Genomic DNA, 14,751 nt, shown 5'->3' on the forward strand with positions numbered 1-14,751 from the left:
AAAATTAATTTCTTGTACAATTATCAAGGCTCCCTTGGTAAACGGGTAGTGCTTTCATGGCCCGGTCGCTCGCGCTCAGGAAAAGCTTGGTCGCCATAGTCGTTTGCATGTCTACGCTTTATTGCACTCAAACCTTGTCGGACTGGCGCGGCGTTTTGCCAGGCACGCGTCTGGTCGGGCAAGCCGATTTCGACTGGTACGGGTTCGACATCTACCAGGCCAGGCTCTGGAGTGCGGCCGCTGTGCCAAGCCTGGAAACGGCGTTTGCCCTGGAACTCAGTTACCGGCGCGCCATCGGTAAAGAGGCTTTGGTCCAAACGAGCCTGAAGGAAATGCAGCGCCTCAACGGGGCGCCCCTGGACGTCAAGCGCCGGGACGAATGGGCCGGTCAAATGCGCCGTGCTTTTATTGATGTGAAGCCTGGAAGCCGTATCACTGGCGTGTATCTACCGGGGCAGGGCTGTCATTTCTATGTGGGTGAAAAGCTGTCTCTTGTGGTCGCAGACCCACTGTTTGCCCAGGCATTTTTTGCTATCTGGCTCGATCCTCGAACTCGAGAACCCATTCTTAGGAATCAATTACTTGGAATCCAGAGTTCAAGTGAAGGGAGAGAGAATCAGTGAAGCATTTTCTGCTGGCATTGCTGCTGATGCTGGGCCTGACCAGTTGCGGGAATGTGAATGTCGAACGTTATGCCGACCAGCAACCACGACTGGATCTGGCGCAGTTTTTCAGCAATCCCGTCAAGGCCTGGGGCATCTATCAAAAGCGTTCGGGTGAAGTGATCAAGCGTTTTGTGGTGGAGATTTCCAGCCGCCACGAGGGTGATCGACTGATCCTGGATGAGCGTTTCCTCTACAGCGATGGCACTCGCCAGCGGCGGGTCTGGACGTTGACGCCTGTTGGGCCAGGGCTTTGGCGCGGTCGTGCGGACGACGTGATCGGCGAGGCGCAGGGAGAAGTGGCCGGCAATGCTCTACGTTGGCGTTATCGGCTGAACCTGCCGGTCGACGGTTCGACCTATGAAGTCACTTTCGATGACTGGATGTACCTGATGGATGAAGACACGCTGATCAACCGTTCCAGCATGAGCAAGCTCGGTGTCGAGCTGGGCCAGGTGACCCTGTTTTTCCGTCGTCAGGCCGGGAGTACGCCATGACCTTGCAGGAGCTGACCGATCTGGCCGTCGACGGTCGGATCCATGAACTCGAGCTCTTGTCGCTGGAAGGCGGTCTTTACGTGTTGCGCGCTCGGCGGGGCAGTGGGTTGTATACGCTGCTCGACGAATCGGGCAAGACGTTGCCGGTGCGCTCTACCACCCATCTTCGTGAACTGCTGCGTTTTGTGCCGCGCCTGCCGTGCGTGCTGGTGCAACAGGTGGTCCATGATGAAATGTGCGGTTTGCGCGAGGGGGTGGTCGAGCCATTGCGCCTCCCACTTTTTCTGGACGAGCCTTGGTAGCTGCCCGCTTGCATCCCGTGGTCAGCGCGATTCAGCCAGGCGCAGCGCCAGTGGTAGCCATAACCCCCAGAGAGGGGCCAAGACCAACGCGGTTCCGAGTACGCCAAGGGGCAGCGTGACCCCGGCCAATGGTGCTCCCACGCAATAGGCCAGCGGACCACCCACCATGCCTGCCAGCGCACCGCGCCAGACCGGCCGTATGGCCCAGGCCAGGCTATGCCGCAAGCCCGTGGCGAAGACCAACCAGAGCAGGGCCAGCCAAAGTGGCAACGGGCTCTGCTTGAACACGAACAGGCCCTGTGCGCCCAGGCTCCAGTCCAGCAACATGCCGCAGAGGCCAACGCTGGTCACCGCATAGAACTCGGACTTGGGCGTCGGGCTGAATGCAAGGTGAGCGAGCAGGCCACAGATTACCACCAGCAGCCAGCCTGGCTGGTGGGCGCCGGCCACGCATCCCCACCAGCCCAGTTGCAGCCAGAGTGCGTTGATCAGCAGGCCGATGCGGTTCATCGGGCCTGCCGTTGTTCCGCCAGGGACGTCGGGCGGGCAGCGGGGCCGGCGAACACCAACTGGGCAACGCCGATGGCACGCTCCTGGAATCCCCCTTCGCAGTAGCACAGGTAGAATTCCCACAGGCGCTGGAAGGTTTCGTCATAGCCCAGCTCCAACAAAACCTGGCGCGATTGGCGCAGATTCTCATGCCAGTGTCGCAGCGTACGGGCGTAGTGCGCACCGAAATCCTCAAGGTGCAGCAGGTTGAGTTGCGTCCGCGTGCTGGCGGTGCTCAACAGAATCGACAGCGACGGCAGTGCGCCGCCGGGGAAAACATGGCGCTGGATAAAATCCACCGAACGTCGGGCCTGGGTGTAGCGCTGGTCGCGGATGGTGATCGATTGCAGCAGCATCAGGCCGTCATCCTTGAGCAACGCGGCGCAGCAGCGGAAATACTCAGGCAGGTATCGATGCCCGACGGCTTCGATCATTTCGATGGACACCAACTTGTCGTAGCGCCCATGCAAGTCACGATAGTCCTTGCACAGCACGTGCACGCGCTCCTGCAGGCCCAGCGTCTCGATGCGCTGCAGCGCGTGGCGGTATTGCTCGTCGGACAAGGTCGTGGTGGTCACCTTGCAACCGTAGTGAGTGGCTGCATGGATGGCGAGGCTGCCCCAGCCCGTACCGATTTCCAGCAAATGGTCGCCTGGGCGCAGATCGAGCTTGCGGCAGATGCGTTCAAGCTTGTTGAGCTGGGCGTCTTCCAGGCTTTGCTCCGGGCTTTCGAACAGTGCGGCCGAATACATCATGGTGGGGTCGAGCAGTCGCTCGAACAGCTCATTACCCAAGTCGTAGTGAGCGATGATATTGCGCCGCGAGCCTTTTCGATTGTTGCGGTTGAGCCAGTGCAAGCCGCGCATCAGGGGGCGACTGAGGCGGGCCAGGCCGCTGTCCATGGCGTCGAGCACTTCCAGGTTGGCCACAAACAGGCGTGTCACGGCGGTCAGGTCGGCGCTGCGCCAGTAGCCCCGGATATAGGCCTCGCCGGCGCCGATGGAACCGTTACCAGCGACCATGCCCCAGGCGGCGGCGTCGAGGATCTCGACCTCGGCCACCAAGGGACTGCTCAGGTCGCCGAAACTCAACGGCGCGCCATCGACCGTCAGGCGCAGATGGCCGTGACGCAGGCGGCGCAGTTGGCCGAGCACGGCCTGCTTGAAGAAGCCGCCGTTGAACGGGGAGAAGCTGCTGGCCTTAGTAACGCTCAGGGTGGGTTCGGGCATGGTCGGGGTCCTTGTGGGCGGTTTCACCAATACTCAGGTCGCCTTGGCTTGCCTGGTGTGTGTACAGGGGGCTGCGTTTGAGCAGCAGGCGCAACGCCTGCCAGTAGATGGCGCTGACAGTGCGCAGGCTCATCCATGGGAATGCCAGGACATGGCGGCGCAACGACCGGCCATCGAGAGGCTCGCGCTCGAGCGCCAGGTGGGCCTCGAAGACCTTGTGCCCGTCGCGCCAGTTCTCCATGTGCACGCGAATGTGGGAGTCCTGGAGCCGAAAGCGCATGCGGTAATCCATGTCCCGGGGCAGGAACGGTGAAACATGGAAAGCCTTGGCCACCCGGAACGCCTGGGGCTCGCCAGGGCGTACCGGCAGCACGTAGTGATGACGCTCGCGCCACGGGGTGTTGCGCACTTCGCAGAGAATCGCCGACAGGCGCCCGTCGGCTTCGTGGCAGAAATAGAAACTCACCGGGTTGAACGACAGGCCCCAGCTACGTGGCTGGGTCAGCAGTTGGATCGCGCCTTGGGGAGCCGTACCCAGCGCTTCGGTGAGGATCTCGCGCACGGCGTCGACCAAGGGCACACCCAGGCGGGTGCGCGCAGGCAGGTAGTCGCGTTCGCGCCAGCACAGCGGTGCCAGGGGCCATGACCGCAGCAGGCGTGACAGACCCAGCACATGATCCTGTTCGGCGAGGTCCAGGTACAGCATGCCGATCGGATAACGAAATGCGTGGACTCGCGGTGCATGGCGCCGATGGTCGATCCAGCCGCGACACAGGCTGCTGTTCAAAGGCGTTCTCCGAAAAGCTCCGCTACGTGGAGTGCGCTGACCACGCCGTCTTCATGGAAACCATTGGCCCAGTAGGCACCGCAGAAATAGCTGTGCCGGTGTCCTTGCAATTCACCCTGGCGGGCCTGCGCGGCTACCCCGGCGAGGCTGTACTGGGGATGGGCGTACTCGAAGCGCGCAAGCACCTGCGCCGGATCGACCGCATCGCTCTGATTCAGGCTTACGCAAAAGGTCACCGGCGCGTCCAGGCCCTGGAGGATGTTCATGTTGTAGGTCAGCGCGGCCGGAGCGTTAGGTGGGCCGCCGAGGCGGTAGTTCCAGCTCGCCCAGGCCTGGCGCCGCCGTGGCAATAATCGCGTGTCGGTGTGCAGCAGCACTTCATTGCTGGCATAGGCCAGGGCACCGAGGACCTCGGTTTCTTCGGTGCTGGGCGCCTCGAGCAGGGCGAGGGCCTGGTCGCTATGGCAGGCGAACACCACTTTATCGAAACGCTCGATGCCCGCGGCGCTGGTCACGCATACCCCAGTCGCGTCTCGGCTGACGCTTTGCACCGGGCAGTTGAGCCGGATGTGTTGGTGAAACCCGGCGCATAAGGGACTGATGTAACTGCGTGAACCGCCCTCGATCACGCGCCATTGTGGGCGGCGATTGAGCGACAGGAGGCCGTGGTTGTGGCAGAAGCGCACGAAGAACTGCAGCGGAAACTCCAGCATCCTGGCCGGCGACATCGACCAGATCGCAGAACCCATGGGCACGATGTAGTGGTCGATGAAACGCTGGCCATAACCGTGGCTGTGCAGGTAGTCACCGAGTCGCGTGGCGCTGTCGATACGGTGCGCCTGCAGGTCGGCCGTCGCCTGCCGGTTGAACCGGAGGATGTCGCGCAGCATGCCCCAGAAACCGGGCGACAGCAGGTTGCGCCGGCGGGCGAACAGGCTGCGCAAGGTGTAGCCCTTGTATTCCTGTCCGGTGGCCGGGTCACGCACCGAGAAGCTCATCTGCGTAGGACGCGAAGCGACGCCCAATTGATCCAGCAGGCGAATGAAATTCGGGTAGGTCCAGTCGTTGTACACGATGAAGCCGGTATCAACGCTAAAGCGCCTGCCCTGGCAATCGACATCCACGGTATGGGTGTGGCCACCGATCCGGCTGTCGGCCTCGAACAGAGTGACCTGATGTCGACGAGCCAACAGATAGGCACAGGTCAGCCCGGAAATGCCGCTGCCGATGATTGCGATGCGCATGTCTCAAGATTCCTTGGAGGGGCGTGCCAGGCGCCGGCCCAGGGCCAGCCGCCAGCTTGCGGGCAAGTGTCCAAGCAAGCGCAGGACGACGGTGAAGAACCAGGGAAACACGATGTCCAAAGGCCGTGCCGGCAAGCGCCGTGCGATATGCCGTGCGGCCCGTTGCGCCGACCAGCGCATGGGCATGGGAAAATCGTTGCGTCGGGTCAGTGGCGTATCGACGAAACCGGGGCTCACCAGGGTGACGTCGATGCCCTCGGTGGCCAGGTCGATACGCAAGGACTCCACCAGATAGCGCAACGCGGCCTTCGAGGCACCGTAGGCGCCGGCGCGAGGCAGGGCCAGCCAGGTGACCGCGCTGCTCACCACCACCAGATGTGGGCACTGGCCTCGGCGCAGCAAGGGTAGGGCGGCCTCCAGGCAATGGCTGGTGCCCAGCAGGTTGCTGGTGATGACGCGTTCGACGAGACGGGTGTCGAAGCGTCCAGGCTCCAGGTATTCGCAGGTACCGGCATTGAGAATCACCAGGTCCAGCGCCAACCACTCACAGTCAATCTGCTGGCAGATCCTGGCGACCTGGCGCGGGTCGGTCAGGTCGCCTGGCACTACCAGCACCTGGTCTGGATAGCGTGTTGCCAGTGCCTGCAAGGGTTCTACCTGGCGCGCGCTCAATGCCAAGTGGTGACCCTGTTCCAGCAGCACTTGCGCTAATGCCGCGCCAATGCCGCTGCTGGCGCCGGTCAGCCAGACGCGGCTCATGCCAGCCTGCGCTTGAGCCAGCGGATCACCGGCCCCAATAACGGTAAGTGTTCGTAGAGCAGGGCACCGGCGTCAAAGAAGTCCTGGTGGTGGTAGACCCGGTCGGTCCAGCGCAAATGGCTGCAACCCGACAATGCTACGGGGGCTCCGCCCGCCAGGCGTGGGTGCCGAAAGTGCAAGGTCCAGCGCAAATAGCCTTCGCCGGGAGCGACCTCATCGAACGAGTGGAAGTCGTAGCGCACGTCACTGGCACTGGCATACAACTGCGCAAAGTATTCACGCAGGGCCGTCAGGCCTTCGATCCGGTGCAAGGGGTCTTGGAAATGGATGTCGACGCTGTAGAGCTCATCGAGTTCGGCCAGGCGTCGGGCGTCCAGTTCGGCGAAAGCCTGGGCGAAACGTTGGAGATAGGCGGACATGCTAGGCTCCTAAATATTGTACAGATACATATCTCTGTACAAGTTTTTGAAGCCTACTTCAGGAGTTGTACATTTTAAAGTTATTTGTATAAGAAAATGTGAATTTGTACAATTTCAAGCCGAGACGAGAGGAGGGCACTGAAGCCTTGCCTCCCGTCTCACTGGATCATTGTTGTGTCTGGGTTTCGGCCAACGTCGGATAATCTGTATAACCCTGTTCGTCACCCTGGTAGAACGTCGCCGCGTCTGGAGTGTTCAGGGCCTTGCCCAGTTTGAAACGCTCCACCAGGTCCGGGTTCGCCAGAAACGGCGTGCCGAACGCCACCAGGTCCGCTTCACCACGGCTGATGGCGGTGGCTGCGCGTTCGGCGCTGTAGCCGCCGTTGGCAATGTAGGGCCCGCCAAAGCGGCGCTTGAGTTCCAGGAAATCGAACGTGCCTTCGCCCAGTTCCACGATATGCAGGTAGGCCAGGCCATAACGGCTGAGCATCCTGGCGGCGTATTCAAAAGTTGCCTGCGGATTGCTGTCGCTCATCGAGAAGTAGCTGAAGATCGGCGACAGCCGCACGCCGACGCGGCTGGCACCGAAGACTTCGATCACCGACTCGACCACTTCCTTGAGGAAACGCGCGCGGTTCTCGATCGAGCCGCCGTAGGCATCGGTACGTTGGTTGGTGCCGTCACGCAGGAACTGGTCGATCAAGTAGCCGTTGGCGCCATGAATCTCCACGCCGTCGAACCCGGCCAGCTTCGCGTTGACCGCGGCTTGGCGAAAGTCGGCGACCACGCCTGGAATTTCATCGAGCTCCAATGCCCGTGGCAGTTCATAGGGCTTGAGACCTTCGGCGGTGTAGATCTCGCCATCGGCCTTGATCGCCGAAGGGGCCACCGGCTGGGCGCCGTTGAGCTGCACCAGCGGATGGGAAAGACGGCCTACGTGCCACAGTTGCAGGAAGATCTGTCCGCCCTCGGCGTGGACCGCGTCGGTCACTTGTTTCCAGCCGGCGATTTGTTCGCTGGTAAAGATCCCTGGCGTGCGCAGGTAACCCTTGCCCTGGGCCGATACCTGGGAGCCTTCGCTGATGATCAGCCCCGCGCTGGCCCGCTGGCTGTAGTACTCGGCCATCAGGGGCGTGGCCACGTCACCCGCGCCTGCGCGGCTGCGGGTCATCGGCGCCATGATCATGCGGTTTTTCAGGGACAGCTTGCCGAGCTGAACACGGGACAGCAGAAGATCGAGACCGATGTTGGTCATGATTCACCTCTATGTGATGGGGTATGGATAGGGGGTGAGTCGAGGGTCGGCTAAGCCAACCGGCCCTCTTGTTGCAAAAGGGCGCCGATGCGCTGGATTTCTTTCTCGCCTTTCTCCAGCGCGGCCTCGCTGGTGTGCACGGAGTAGTAGCCCAGCACCAGGTCGTGGGGATGCTTGACCGCCGAACCGAGGACGAAGGACGTCGCGCCCCGGGCAACGATGTCGATGGCCTCGCTGGATTCTGCGAATACCGCCATTTCTCCGGCATTGACGTTGCCGCCAGCATCGAGGCTGCCGCCGTTGACCGCCAGCCAGGCGACGGTGTGCCCGGCCGGTGGGGTGTAGCGCCAGCGCTCGTTGTCTTGCAACTGCACGGCGAGGTAATTCATATCGGCGGGGAAGGAGACGCGGCTGCGGGCTGCGCCGTATTGGCCGAGCAATACCAGCGCCGGGCCTTCCCGGGGGATCTCGGCGGGCGCCAGGTAGAGGCTGTGGGCCGGGGCATTTTCTTCTGCCGCCGGCAGCGCCACCCAGAGCTGGAAACCTTGGATCGGCGAGCCACCGGCCGGCCGGGCGTTATGCCAAACGCCGTTGCCGGCCTGCATCCACTCCATGCCGCCGCTGGGCAGCGTACCGGACTGGCCCGTGGTGTCTTCGTAGATCATTTGGCCTTCGATCATGTAGGTCAGCGTGGCGATTCCGGAATGAGGGTGCATGCCGAAACCCCTTTGCATGGCGTCGGCCTTGAACCCGAAGAGATCGAGAAATACGAAGGGCTTGCAGAGCTGGCCCAGGTCGCCGGGGCTCATGAGCCGGGTGATCGGTCCGTGGCTGCTGCCAAAGGTGCGGTGGACGATGGCGCGTGGCGGTGCTTTGACGATGCTGTTCATGGTGAGCCTCGGATGCTTGAGCGTTTGGGGGCCTCGATGCAAGAGAGGATAAGTGCCTTCCAATAGATTGATTAGCCGATACAATCGGATTGAACTCATCCAAAAAACGAAGGAATTACGGCGCCATGTTCGATCTCAACGATGTTGCGCTGTTTGTCCAGGTGGTCCGCAGTGGCAGTTTTGCCGAGGCGGCCAGGCGGCTGGGCATGCCATCCAACACCGTCAGCCGACGGGTGCAGCAGTTGGAGGCGCAGCTGGAATCGCGACTTCTGCAGCGCTCGACTCGCAAACTCACGCTGACCCATGCGGGTCAGGGTTTTTATGAACGCTGCGTGGATGCGGTGGATGGGCTGATGGAGGCGGGACAGGAATTGATGATGGGCAGCGAAGAGCCCAGCGGTCTGGTGCGCATCGCGGCGATGGCGGATTTTTTCGACTTCTTCCCCATGGAATGGGTGGCCGACTTTTTAGCCGCACATCCTCGGGTGCAACTTGATTTTGTGCTCAGCGATGCCCGTGTCGACCTGATTGCCGATCGCATCGACGTCGCCTTTCGCGGCGGTCCGTTGCAGGATTCGGGGTATGTCGGCCGTCAACTCCTCAAGAACGACGGTGATGGCATGGTCGCCAGCCCGGCCTACATCGCCGCACGCGGTGCGCCGGCTTCACTGCAGGACCTGGCTCACCACGACAGCGTGAGCTTCGCCCACCCCAGCGGCATGACCCATTGGCGATTCGTCGGTCCGGACGGCATCGAGGAGCACGTGCAGGTCGCCAGTCGATTCAACGCCAACACCGCCCAAGCGTTGCGCAGGGCAACCGTCGCGGGCCTGGGCATCGCCGTGCTGCCGTCGGCGCTGAGCCGCCTCGACCTGGAGGCCGGCAGGCTGGTACGCGTGCTACCGCAATACCAACGCGCCGGCTTTGGCCTGAATGTGCTTTACCCGAGTCGACGTCAGTTGCCGCTGGCGGTGTCGGCCTTCATTGGGTTGGTGATGGAGAAGCTTGAGCTCAAGGCGTTTCCGGCGCAGTTGAAACAGACCTGTCAGTAGACGCTTGATACCAAGTTATCAGGATCCACTGCCGCATCCTCCCTTCAAGCCCCGAGCCACTGCGGAACGCCTGACTCGACATCAGGCGTGCATCCAGTTTTTTCCTTCCCAGCAACGATAAAAACCCTCGTTTCGCAAATCCCCGCCTGCCAACACAATCGCCTCGACACCTCTTCCCGATAGTCGCAATAGCAGAACAAAAAAATCAGTACCCGAGGCGGCGCCATGCCGGCCTGAACCAACCCACTGCCGGAAGTGCACAGACATGCCCGTTGAAACCCTACGCATCGATACGCTTGTTATAGGCGCCGGCCAGGCCGGCGTGGCCATGAGCGAACACTTGAGCCGACAAGGTGTGCCTCACCTGGTCGTGGAGCGCAACCGGATTGCCGAGGCCTGGCGCACCGCGCGTTGGGACTCGCTGGTCGCCAACGGCCCGGCCTGGCATGACCGTTTTCCTGGCTTGGAATTCGAGGGGCTCGACCCCGATGCCTTCGCCGCCAAGGATCAAGTGGCCGATTACTTCGAGGCCTACGCGCGCAAGTTCAATGCGCCGATCCGTACCGGTGTGGAGGTCAAAAAAGTCGAGCGCAATGTCGGCCGCCCCGGCTTCAGCATTGAAACGTCCGAGGGCCTGATCGAGGCTATTCACGTGGTCGTCGCCACCGGGCCATTCCAGCGGCCGGTGATTCCGCCGATCGCCCCCGAAATGGCCACGGTCACCCAGATTCACTCCGCCGAGTATCGCAATCCGCAGCAGTTGCCCGAGGGGGCGGTGCTGGTGGTGGGCGCCGGGTCGTCAGGGGTGCAGATCGCCGACGAGTTGCAGCGCGCCGGCAAGCAAGTCTACCTCTCGGTGGGCGCTCATGATCGTCCGCCACGGGCCTATCGCAACCGCGATTTCTGCTGGTGGCTGGGGGTGCTGGGCGAGTGGGACGCAGAGGCGGTCCAGCCTGGCAAAGAGCACGTCACCATCGCGGTGAGCGGTGCCCGTGGTGGCCACACCGTAGATTTTCGCCGGTTGGCCCATGAGGGCATCACCTTGGTAGGCCTAACGAAGTCGTTCAACGGCAGTGTGGTGACCTTTGAATCGAATCTTGCCGAAAACATCGCCCGCGGCGACGAAAACTACCTGGCACTGCTGGATGCCGCCGACGCCTACATTGCCCGCAATGGTCTGGATCTGCCGCTCGAACCGGAAGCTCGCGATCTGCTGCCCGACCCGCAGTGCCTGACCCAGCCGATTCTGGAGCTGGACCTGGTCGCCGCCGGCGTGACCAGCGTTATTTGGGCCACCGGCTATTCGGTGGATTACAGCTGGCTGAAGGTCGACGCCCTCGGTGCCAATGGCAAGCCTCGGCATCAGCGCGGTGTTTCCAGCGAGCCGGGCCTGTATTTCGTCGGCTTGCCCTGGTTGTCGCGGCGCGGCTCGGCGTTCATTTGGGGTGTCTGGCATGACGCCCGGCATATTGCCGATCACATCGTGAAGCAACGCATTTATCTCGCCTATCAAGATGCTGCCCAGCGCCAGGCCCCAGCACTCGATAGCGATTCGTATCGTTCGAAAACCAGTCTCACGGGAGTCCGTTGATGCCTACTCACACACGCATCCGCATGTTCAATACCAAAGACACCTACCCGAACCAGACCCTGGACAACGACCTGTGCCAAGCCGTGCGCGCAGGCAACACCGTCTATGTGCGCGGACAGGTCGGCACGGACTTCAATGGTCAGTTGGTGGGCCTTGGCGACCCTCGTGCCCAGGCCGAGCAAGCCATGCGCAACGTCAAGCAACTGCTTGAAGAGGCCGGCAGCGACCTGAGCCATATCGTCAAGACCACCACCTACCTGATCGACCCACGCTACCGCGAACCGGTGTACCAGGAAGTCGGCAAATGGCTCAAGGGTGTGTTCCCGATTTCCACCGGGCTGGTGGTCAGCGCCCTCGGCCAGCCGCAGTGGCTGATGGAAATCGACGTGATCGCGGTAATCCCTGAATAAAGGAGTGGCACATGACTTTTTCCATCGTCGGGCGCTGCGCCGAAACCGGTCAGTTGGGTGTCGCTATCAGCTCATCGAGCATTGCCGTCGGCGCCCGTTGCCCCTGGTTGCGGGCGGGCGTCGGCGCGGTGGCGAGCCAGAACATTACGCTACCGGCCCTGGGCCCGTTGATCCTTGACGAGCTGGCCGGTGGCCTGACGGCGCAAGAAGCCGTGGACCGCGCCCTGGCGCGCAATGGCTACAGCCAGTACCGCCAAGTGGCGGTGGTCGATACCCATGGACACACGGCGATTTTCAGTGGCAGCCATGCCTTGGGCATCCACAACGCGCTGGCCGGTGAGCAGTGCGTCGCCGCCGGCAATCTGTTGGCCAGTGCTGGGGTGATCGAGGCCATGGTCGCCGCCTTCGAGCACAGCGGAGGCTGCCTTGCTTCACGCCTGATGAGTGCGTTGCAGGCCGGGCAGCAGGCTGGTGGCGAAGCCGGGGCGGTGCATTCGGCGGCGCTGTCGGTGGTGGATGACCTGACCTGGCCCATCGTCGATCTGCGGGTGGACTGGGCTGAGGAGAATCCCATCGGCGAGCTGGAAAAACTCTGGCTGGCCTATCAACCGCAATTGCAGGACTACCTGACCCGCGCCCTCGACCCGACCCAGGCCCCCAGCTATGGAGTGCCGGGCGATGAGTGAACTGCGCAGCCGCGCGTTACTCGCCCGTCTGGTGGGCTTTGCCACGGTCAGTCGCGAGTCGAACCTGGCGCTGATTGAGTTCGTGCGTGACTACCTGCGCGACCTGGGGGTGGTGTGCGAGCTGATCTACAACCCCGAGCGGACCAAGGCCAACCTGTTGGCGAGCATCGGCCCGTCGGTACCCGATGGCGTGGTGTTGTCCGGGCATACCGATGTGGTGCCAGTGGACGGGCAGGCCTGGACGGTCGAGCCGTTCTGCCTGAGCGAGGCGGGCGGCAAGCTGTACGGCCGGGGTACGGCGGACATGAAGGGTTATCTGGCCTCGGTGCTGGCGGCGGTGCCGCTGTTCCTCGCCAGCCCGCTTCGTCGCCCGCTGCACCTGGCATTTTCCTATGACGAAGAGGTCGGTTGCCTGGGCGTGCGCAGTCTGCTGGAGGTGCTGCTGCAGCGCATTCCCCAGCCAGCGTTGTGCCTGATCGGCGAGCCGACCCGTTTGCAACCGGTGCTGGCCCACAAGGGCAAGCTGGCGATGCGTTGCCATGTCAAAGGGGCGGCCTGCCATTCGGCCTACGCACCTTACGGCGTGAATGCCATTGAGCAGGCGGCGCGACTGATTGGCCGGTTGGGGGAGATCGGCGCAGCGCTGGCCGATCCCTCGTTGCAGGACGCACGCTTCGACCCGGCTTATTCGACGGTGCAGGTCGGCGTGATCCAGGGCGGTACGGCATTGAATATCGTCCCGGCCGATTGCCGCTTCGATTTCGAAGTGCGCGCCTTGCCGGATTTCGCCCCGCAAGTGGTGGCCGAGCAATTGCAAGACTTTGCCGAGCGGACGCTGCTGCCGCCGATGCGTGCGGTGCAAGGCGACACCTCGATCCGTTTTGAACAGCTGTCCGCCTACCCAGGCCTGGCGACTTCCCCTGACAGCGCCGCCGCGCAACTGCTCGCCCGTCTGTGCGGTAGCAACGCGTTCAGCACCGTCGCGTTCGGCACCGAAGGCGGCTTGTTTCATCAGGCTGGCGTGCCAACGGTGGTGTGTGGCCCCGGCAGCATGGACCAGGGGCACAAGCCCGACGAATACGTGAGCGTTGAACAGATGGCCGCCTGCGATCGCTTGATGGATCGGCTGGCGAGCTATCTCTGTGAACCCAATGATTGCTGACTGCAAGGGTGCCTGAGGAGAGTGATTTCAATGGACGCAGATTCCTGGTGGTCAGCCAGGCGACAACGAACAGGCCGACAAGAGCCTTTGCTGTAGACCATACCGCCCGTGTTTACGGTCACCTTTGAGTCCCGTCACCGGCTCGTGCGGGCGAGCCGGCATTTCGAGGAACCGCTTCATGTCCAGATCCTTGCGTTGCAATATTGCGTGTGCCCTGGCGTTGTTGAGTACCAGCGTCCTGGCCGCGCCCCAGAGTTTGACCGTGATTTCCTTCGGCGGCGCCACCAAGCAGGCCCAGGACAAGGCCTACTTCCAACCCTTCAACGCCAGCGGTGCGGGAAGCATCGTGGCCGGCGAATACAACGGTGAATTATCGAAGATCAAGGCCATGGTCGCGGCTGGTCACACCAGTTGGGATGTGGTCGAAGTGGAAAGCCCCGAGTTGCTGCGTGGTTGTGAGGAGGGCCTGTTTGAAAAGCTCGACCAGACGGCCCTGGGCGACCCGGCGGATTTTGTCCCGGGGGCACTCACCGAATGTGGCGTAGCTACCTATGTCTGGTCGATGGTCCTGGCCTATGACCAGAGCAAGCTCGCCAAGGCGCCCAAATCCTGGGCGGACTTCTGGAATGTGGCCGATTACCCGGGCAAACGTGGTTTGCGCAAAGGGGCCAAGTACACCTTGGAAATCGCCTTGCTGGCCGATGGGGTCAAGGCCCAGGACTTGTACAAGGTGTTGAACACACCGCAGGGCGTGGCCCGGGCATTCGCCAAGCTGGACCAGATCAAGCCCAACATCCAGTGGTGGGAAGCGGGTGCCCAACCGGCGCAGTGGCTGGTGGCGGGTGACGTGGCGATGAGTGCCGCCTACAACGGGCGCATCGCCTCGGCGCAAAAGGAAGGCATGAAGCTGAGTATCGTCTGGCCGCAGAGCCTGTACGACCCGGAGTTCTGGGCCGTGGTCAAGGGCACGCCGAACAAGGCCTTGGCCGAGCAGTTCATTGCCTTTGCCAGCCAGCCACAGGCGCAGAAGGTATTCTCGGAAAACATCCCTTATGGGCCGGTGCATCGCAAGACGCTGGCCTTGTTGCCCGCGGCAGTGCAAGAACAGTTGCCCACCGCCGAGGCCAATCTGGCTGAAGCCCGGGCCGTGGATGCCGAGTTCTGGGTCGACCATGGCGAGGAGCTGGAGCAACGTTTCAACGCCTGGGCGGCTCGCTAGTCCCGAACCTGCGGCGAACACCACCTGTTTGTGGCGAG

The 14,751-nt window shown here is 62.4% G+C and carries 17 protein-coding genes; 9 read left to right on the forward strand and 8 right to left on the reverse strand.

Annotated elements, in window-relative coordinates; genetic code table 11:
* The first annotated feature begins 56 nt into the window (after positions 1–56).
* From EPZ47_RS13205 to EPZ47_RS13215, 3 genes are read left to right on the forward strand one after another with little or no spacing between them, the layout of a single operon-like run.
* Positions 57–623, forward strand: a complete 567-nt coding sequence (locus EPZ47_RS13205; RefSeq protein ID WP_135845173.1) for a chalcone isomerase family protein — start codon at positions 57–59, stop codon at positions 621–623.
* Positions 624–649: 26 nt separating this feature from the next.
* Entirely contained in the window at positions 650–1,159 is a 510-nt protein-coding gene (locus tag EPZ47_RS13210; protein WP_420825049.1) for a DUF3833 domain-containing protein, read from the forward strand.
* Positions 1,156–1,461, forward strand: coding sequence for a DUF6482 family protein (locus EPZ47_RS13215; RefSeq protein WP_135845175.1), 306 nt, complete (start codon positions 1,156–1,158; stop codon positions 1,459–1,461). The genes EPZ47_RS13210 and EPZ47_RS13215 overlap by 4 nt, the downstream gene beginning before the upstream one ends.
* 21 nt (positions 1,462–1,482) lie before the next feature.
* Here EPZ47_RS13215 and EPZ47_RS13220 read toward each other — a convergent pair whose 3' ends face one another.
* The 8 genes from EPZ47_RS13220 to EPZ47_RS13255 form a co-directional block, all read right to left on the reverse strand.
* Positions 1,483–1,971, reverse strand: coding sequence for a DUF2878 domain-containing protein (locus EPZ47_RS13220; protein WP_135845176.1), 489 nt, complete (start codon positions 1,969–1,971; stop codon positions 1,483–1,485).
* Positions 1,968–3,239: an SAM-dependent methyltransferase gene (locus EPZ47_RS13225; protein ID WP_135845177.1), complete on the reverse strand. Its 1,272-nt coding sequence runs from the start codon at positions 3,237–3,239 to the stop codon at positions 1,968–1,970. The genes EPZ47_RS13220 and EPZ47_RS13225 overlap by 4 nt, the downstream gene beginning before the upstream one ends.
* Positions 3,211–4,026, reverse strand: a complete 816-nt coding sequence (locus EPZ47_RS13230; RefSeq protein ID WP_135845178.1) for a DUF1365 domain-containing protein — start codon at positions 4,024–4,026, stop codon at positions 3,211–3,213. Before EPZ47_RS13230 ends, EPZ47_RS13225 begins: the two co-directional genes overlap by 29 nt.
* Positions 4,023–5,270: an NAD(P)/FAD-dependent oxidoreductase gene (locus EPZ47_RS13235; protein WP_135845179.1), complete on the reverse strand. Its 1,248-nt coding sequence runs from the start codon at positions 5,268–5,270 to the stop codon at positions 4,023–4,025. Before EPZ47_RS13235 ends, EPZ47_RS13230 begins: the two co-directional genes overlap by 4 nt.
* A 3-nt stretch (positions 5,271–5,273) precedes the next feature.
* The gene (locus tag EPZ47_RS13240) at positions 5,274–6,029 is read right to left on the reverse strand and encodes an SDR family NAD(P)-dependent oxidoreductase (RefSeq protein ID WP_135845180.1); all 756 of its coding nucleotides are present in this window, start codon (positions 6,027–6,029) and stop codon (positions 5,274–5,276) included.
* A complete protein-coding gene (locus EPZ47_RS13245; RefSeq protein ID WP_135845181.1) occupies positions 6,026–6,448 on the reverse strand; it encodes a nuclear transport factor 2 family protein in 423 nt (140 codons plus the stop codon). The genes EPZ47_RS13240 and EPZ47_RS13245 overlap by 4 nt, the downstream gene beginning before the upstream one ends.
* 166 nt (positions 6,449–6,614) lie before the next feature.
* Complete coding sequence (locus EPZ47_RS13250) at positions 6,615–7,703, reverse strand: alkene reductase (protein WP_135845182.1); 1,089 nt, start codon at positions 7,701–7,703, stop codon at positions 6,615–6,617.
* A 50-nt stretch (positions 7,704–7,753) separates the two neighbouring features.
* Positions 7,754–8,593 (reverse strand): pirin family protein, encoded by an 840-nt coding sequence (locus EPZ47_RS13255; protein WP_135845183.1) that lies wholly within the window; start codon positions 8,591–8,593, stop codon positions 7,754–7,756.
* A gap of 125 nt (positions 8,594–8,718) precedes the next feature.
* Here EPZ47_RS13255 and EPZ47_RS13260 point away from each other — a divergent pair, with 125 nt between their 5' ends.
* The 6 genes from EPZ47_RS13260 (at position 8,719) to EPZ47_RS13285 (ending at position 14,713) form a co-directional block, all read left to right on the forward strand.
* Positions 8,719–9,645 carry a LysR family transcriptional regulator gene (locus tag EPZ47_RS13260; protein ID WP_135845184.1) on the forward strand — a complete coding sequence of 309 codons (927 nt, stop codon included), beginning with the start codon at positions 8,719–8,721 and terminating at the stop codon, positions 9,643–9,645.
* A gap of 265 nt (positions 9,646–9,910) precedes the next feature.
* Positions 9,911–11,236: a flavin-containing monooxygenase gene (locus EPZ47_RS13265; protein ID WP_135845185.1), complete on the forward strand. Its 1,326-nt coding sequence runs from the start codon at positions 9,911–9,913 to the stop codon at positions 11,234–11,236.
* Complete coding sequence (locus tag EPZ47_RS13270) at positions 11,236–11,646, forward strand: RidA family protein (protein ID WP_003201555.1); 411 nt, start codon at positions 11,236–11,238, stop codon at positions 11,644–11,646. The genes EPZ47_RS13265 and EPZ47_RS13270 overlap by 1 nt, the downstream gene beginning before the upstream one ends.
* A gap of 11 nt (positions 11,647–11,657) precedes the next feature.
* Positions 11,658–12,332, forward strand: coding sequence for a DUF1028 domain-containing protein (locus EPZ47_RS13275; protein WP_135845186.1), 675 nt, complete (start codon positions 11,658–11,660; stop codon positions 12,330–12,332).
* Positions 12,325–13,494, forward strand: coding sequence for an acetylornithine deacetylase (gene argE, locus EPZ47_RS13280; RefSeq protein WP_135845187.1), 1,170 nt, complete (start codon positions 12,325–12,327; stop codon positions 13,492–13,494). Before EPZ47_RS13275 ends, argE begins: the two co-directional genes overlap by 8 nt.
* Positions 13,495–13,672: 178 nt before the next feature.
* Positions 13,673–14,713 (forward strand): ABC transporter substrate-binding protein, encoded by a 1,041-nt coding sequence (locus tag EPZ47_RS13285; RefSeq protein WP_135845188.1) that lies wholly within the window; start codon positions 13,673–13,675, stop codon positions 14,711–14,713.
* Positions 14,714–14,751 lie beyond the last annotated feature (38 nt).

It is taken from the genome of Pseudomonas viciae (assembly GCF_004786035.1).
GTDB lineage: Bacteria > Pseudomonadota > Gammaproteobacteria > Pseudomonadales > Pseudomonadaceae > Aquipseudomonas > Aquipseudomonas viciae.

Excerpts from the sequence above, each read along its gene's own strand:
- EPZ47_RS13205 (WP_135845173.1), top strand. The coding sequence starts at position 57 with ATGGCCCGGTCGCTCGCGCTCAGGAAAAGCTTGGTCGCCATAGTCGTT.
- EPZ47_RS13210 (WP_420825049.1), top strand. The coding sequence starts at position 650 with ATGCTGGGCCTGACCAGTTGCGGGAATGTGAATGTCGAACGTTATGCC.
- EPZ47_RS13215 (WP_135845175.1), top strand. The coding sequence starts at position 1,156 with ATGACCTTGCAGGAGCTGACCGATCTGGCCGTCGACGGTCGGATCCAT.
- EPZ47_RS13220 (WP_135845176.1), bottom strand. The coding sequence starts at position 1,971 with ATGAACCGCATCGGCCTGCTGATCAACGCACTCTGGCTGCAACTGGGC.
- EPZ47_RS13225 (WP_135845177.1), bottom strand. The coding sequence starts at position 3,239 with ATGCCCGAACCCACCCTGAGCGTTACTAAGGCCAGCAGCTTCTCCCCG.
- EPZ47_RS13235 (WP_135845179.1), bottom strand. The coding sequence starts at position 5,270 with ATGCGCATCGCAATCATCGGCAGCGGCATTTCCGGGCTGACCTGTGCC.
- EPZ47_RS13240 (WP_135845180.1), bottom strand. The coding sequence starts at position 6,029 with ATGAGCCGCGTCTGGCTGACCGGCGCCAGCAGCGGCATTGGCGCGGCA.
- EPZ47_RS13245 (WP_135845181.1), bottom strand. The coding sequence starts at position 6,448 with ATGTCCGCCTATCTCCAACGTTTCGCCCAGGCTTTCGCCGAACTGGAC.
- EPZ47_RS13250 (WP_135845182.1), bottom strand. The coding sequence starts at position 7,703 with ATGACCAACATCGGTCTCGATCTTCTGCTGTCCCGTGTTCAGCTCGGC.
- EPZ47_RS13255 (WP_135845183.1), bottom strand. The coding sequence starts at position 8,593 with ATGAACAGCATCGTCAAAGCACCGCCACGCGCCATCGTCCACCGCACC.
- EPZ47_RS13260 (WP_135845184.1), top strand. The coding sequence starts at position 8,719 with ATGTTCGATCTCAACGATGTTGCGCTGTTTGTCCAGGTGGTCCGCAGT.
- EPZ47_RS13265 (WP_135845185.1), top strand. The coding sequence starts at position 9,911 with ATGCCCGTTGAAACCCTACGCATCGATACGCTTGTTATAGGCGCCGGC.
- EPZ47_RS13270 (WP_003201555.1), top strand. The coding sequence starts at position 11,236 with ATGCCTACTCACACACGCATCCGCATGTTCAATACCAAAGACACCTAC.
- EPZ47_RS13275 (WP_135845186.1), top strand. The coding sequence starts at position 11,658 with ATGACTTTTTCCATCGTCGGGCGCTGCGCCGAAACCGGTCAGTTGGGT.
- argE (WP_135845187.1), top strand. The coding sequence starts at position 12,325 with ATGAGTGAACTGCGCAGCCGCGCGTTACTCGCCCGTCTGGTGGGCTTT.
- EPZ47_RS13285 (WP_135845188.1), top strand. The coding sequence starts at position 13,673 with ATGTCCAGATCCTTGCGTTGCAATATTGCGTGTGCCCTGGCGTTGTTG.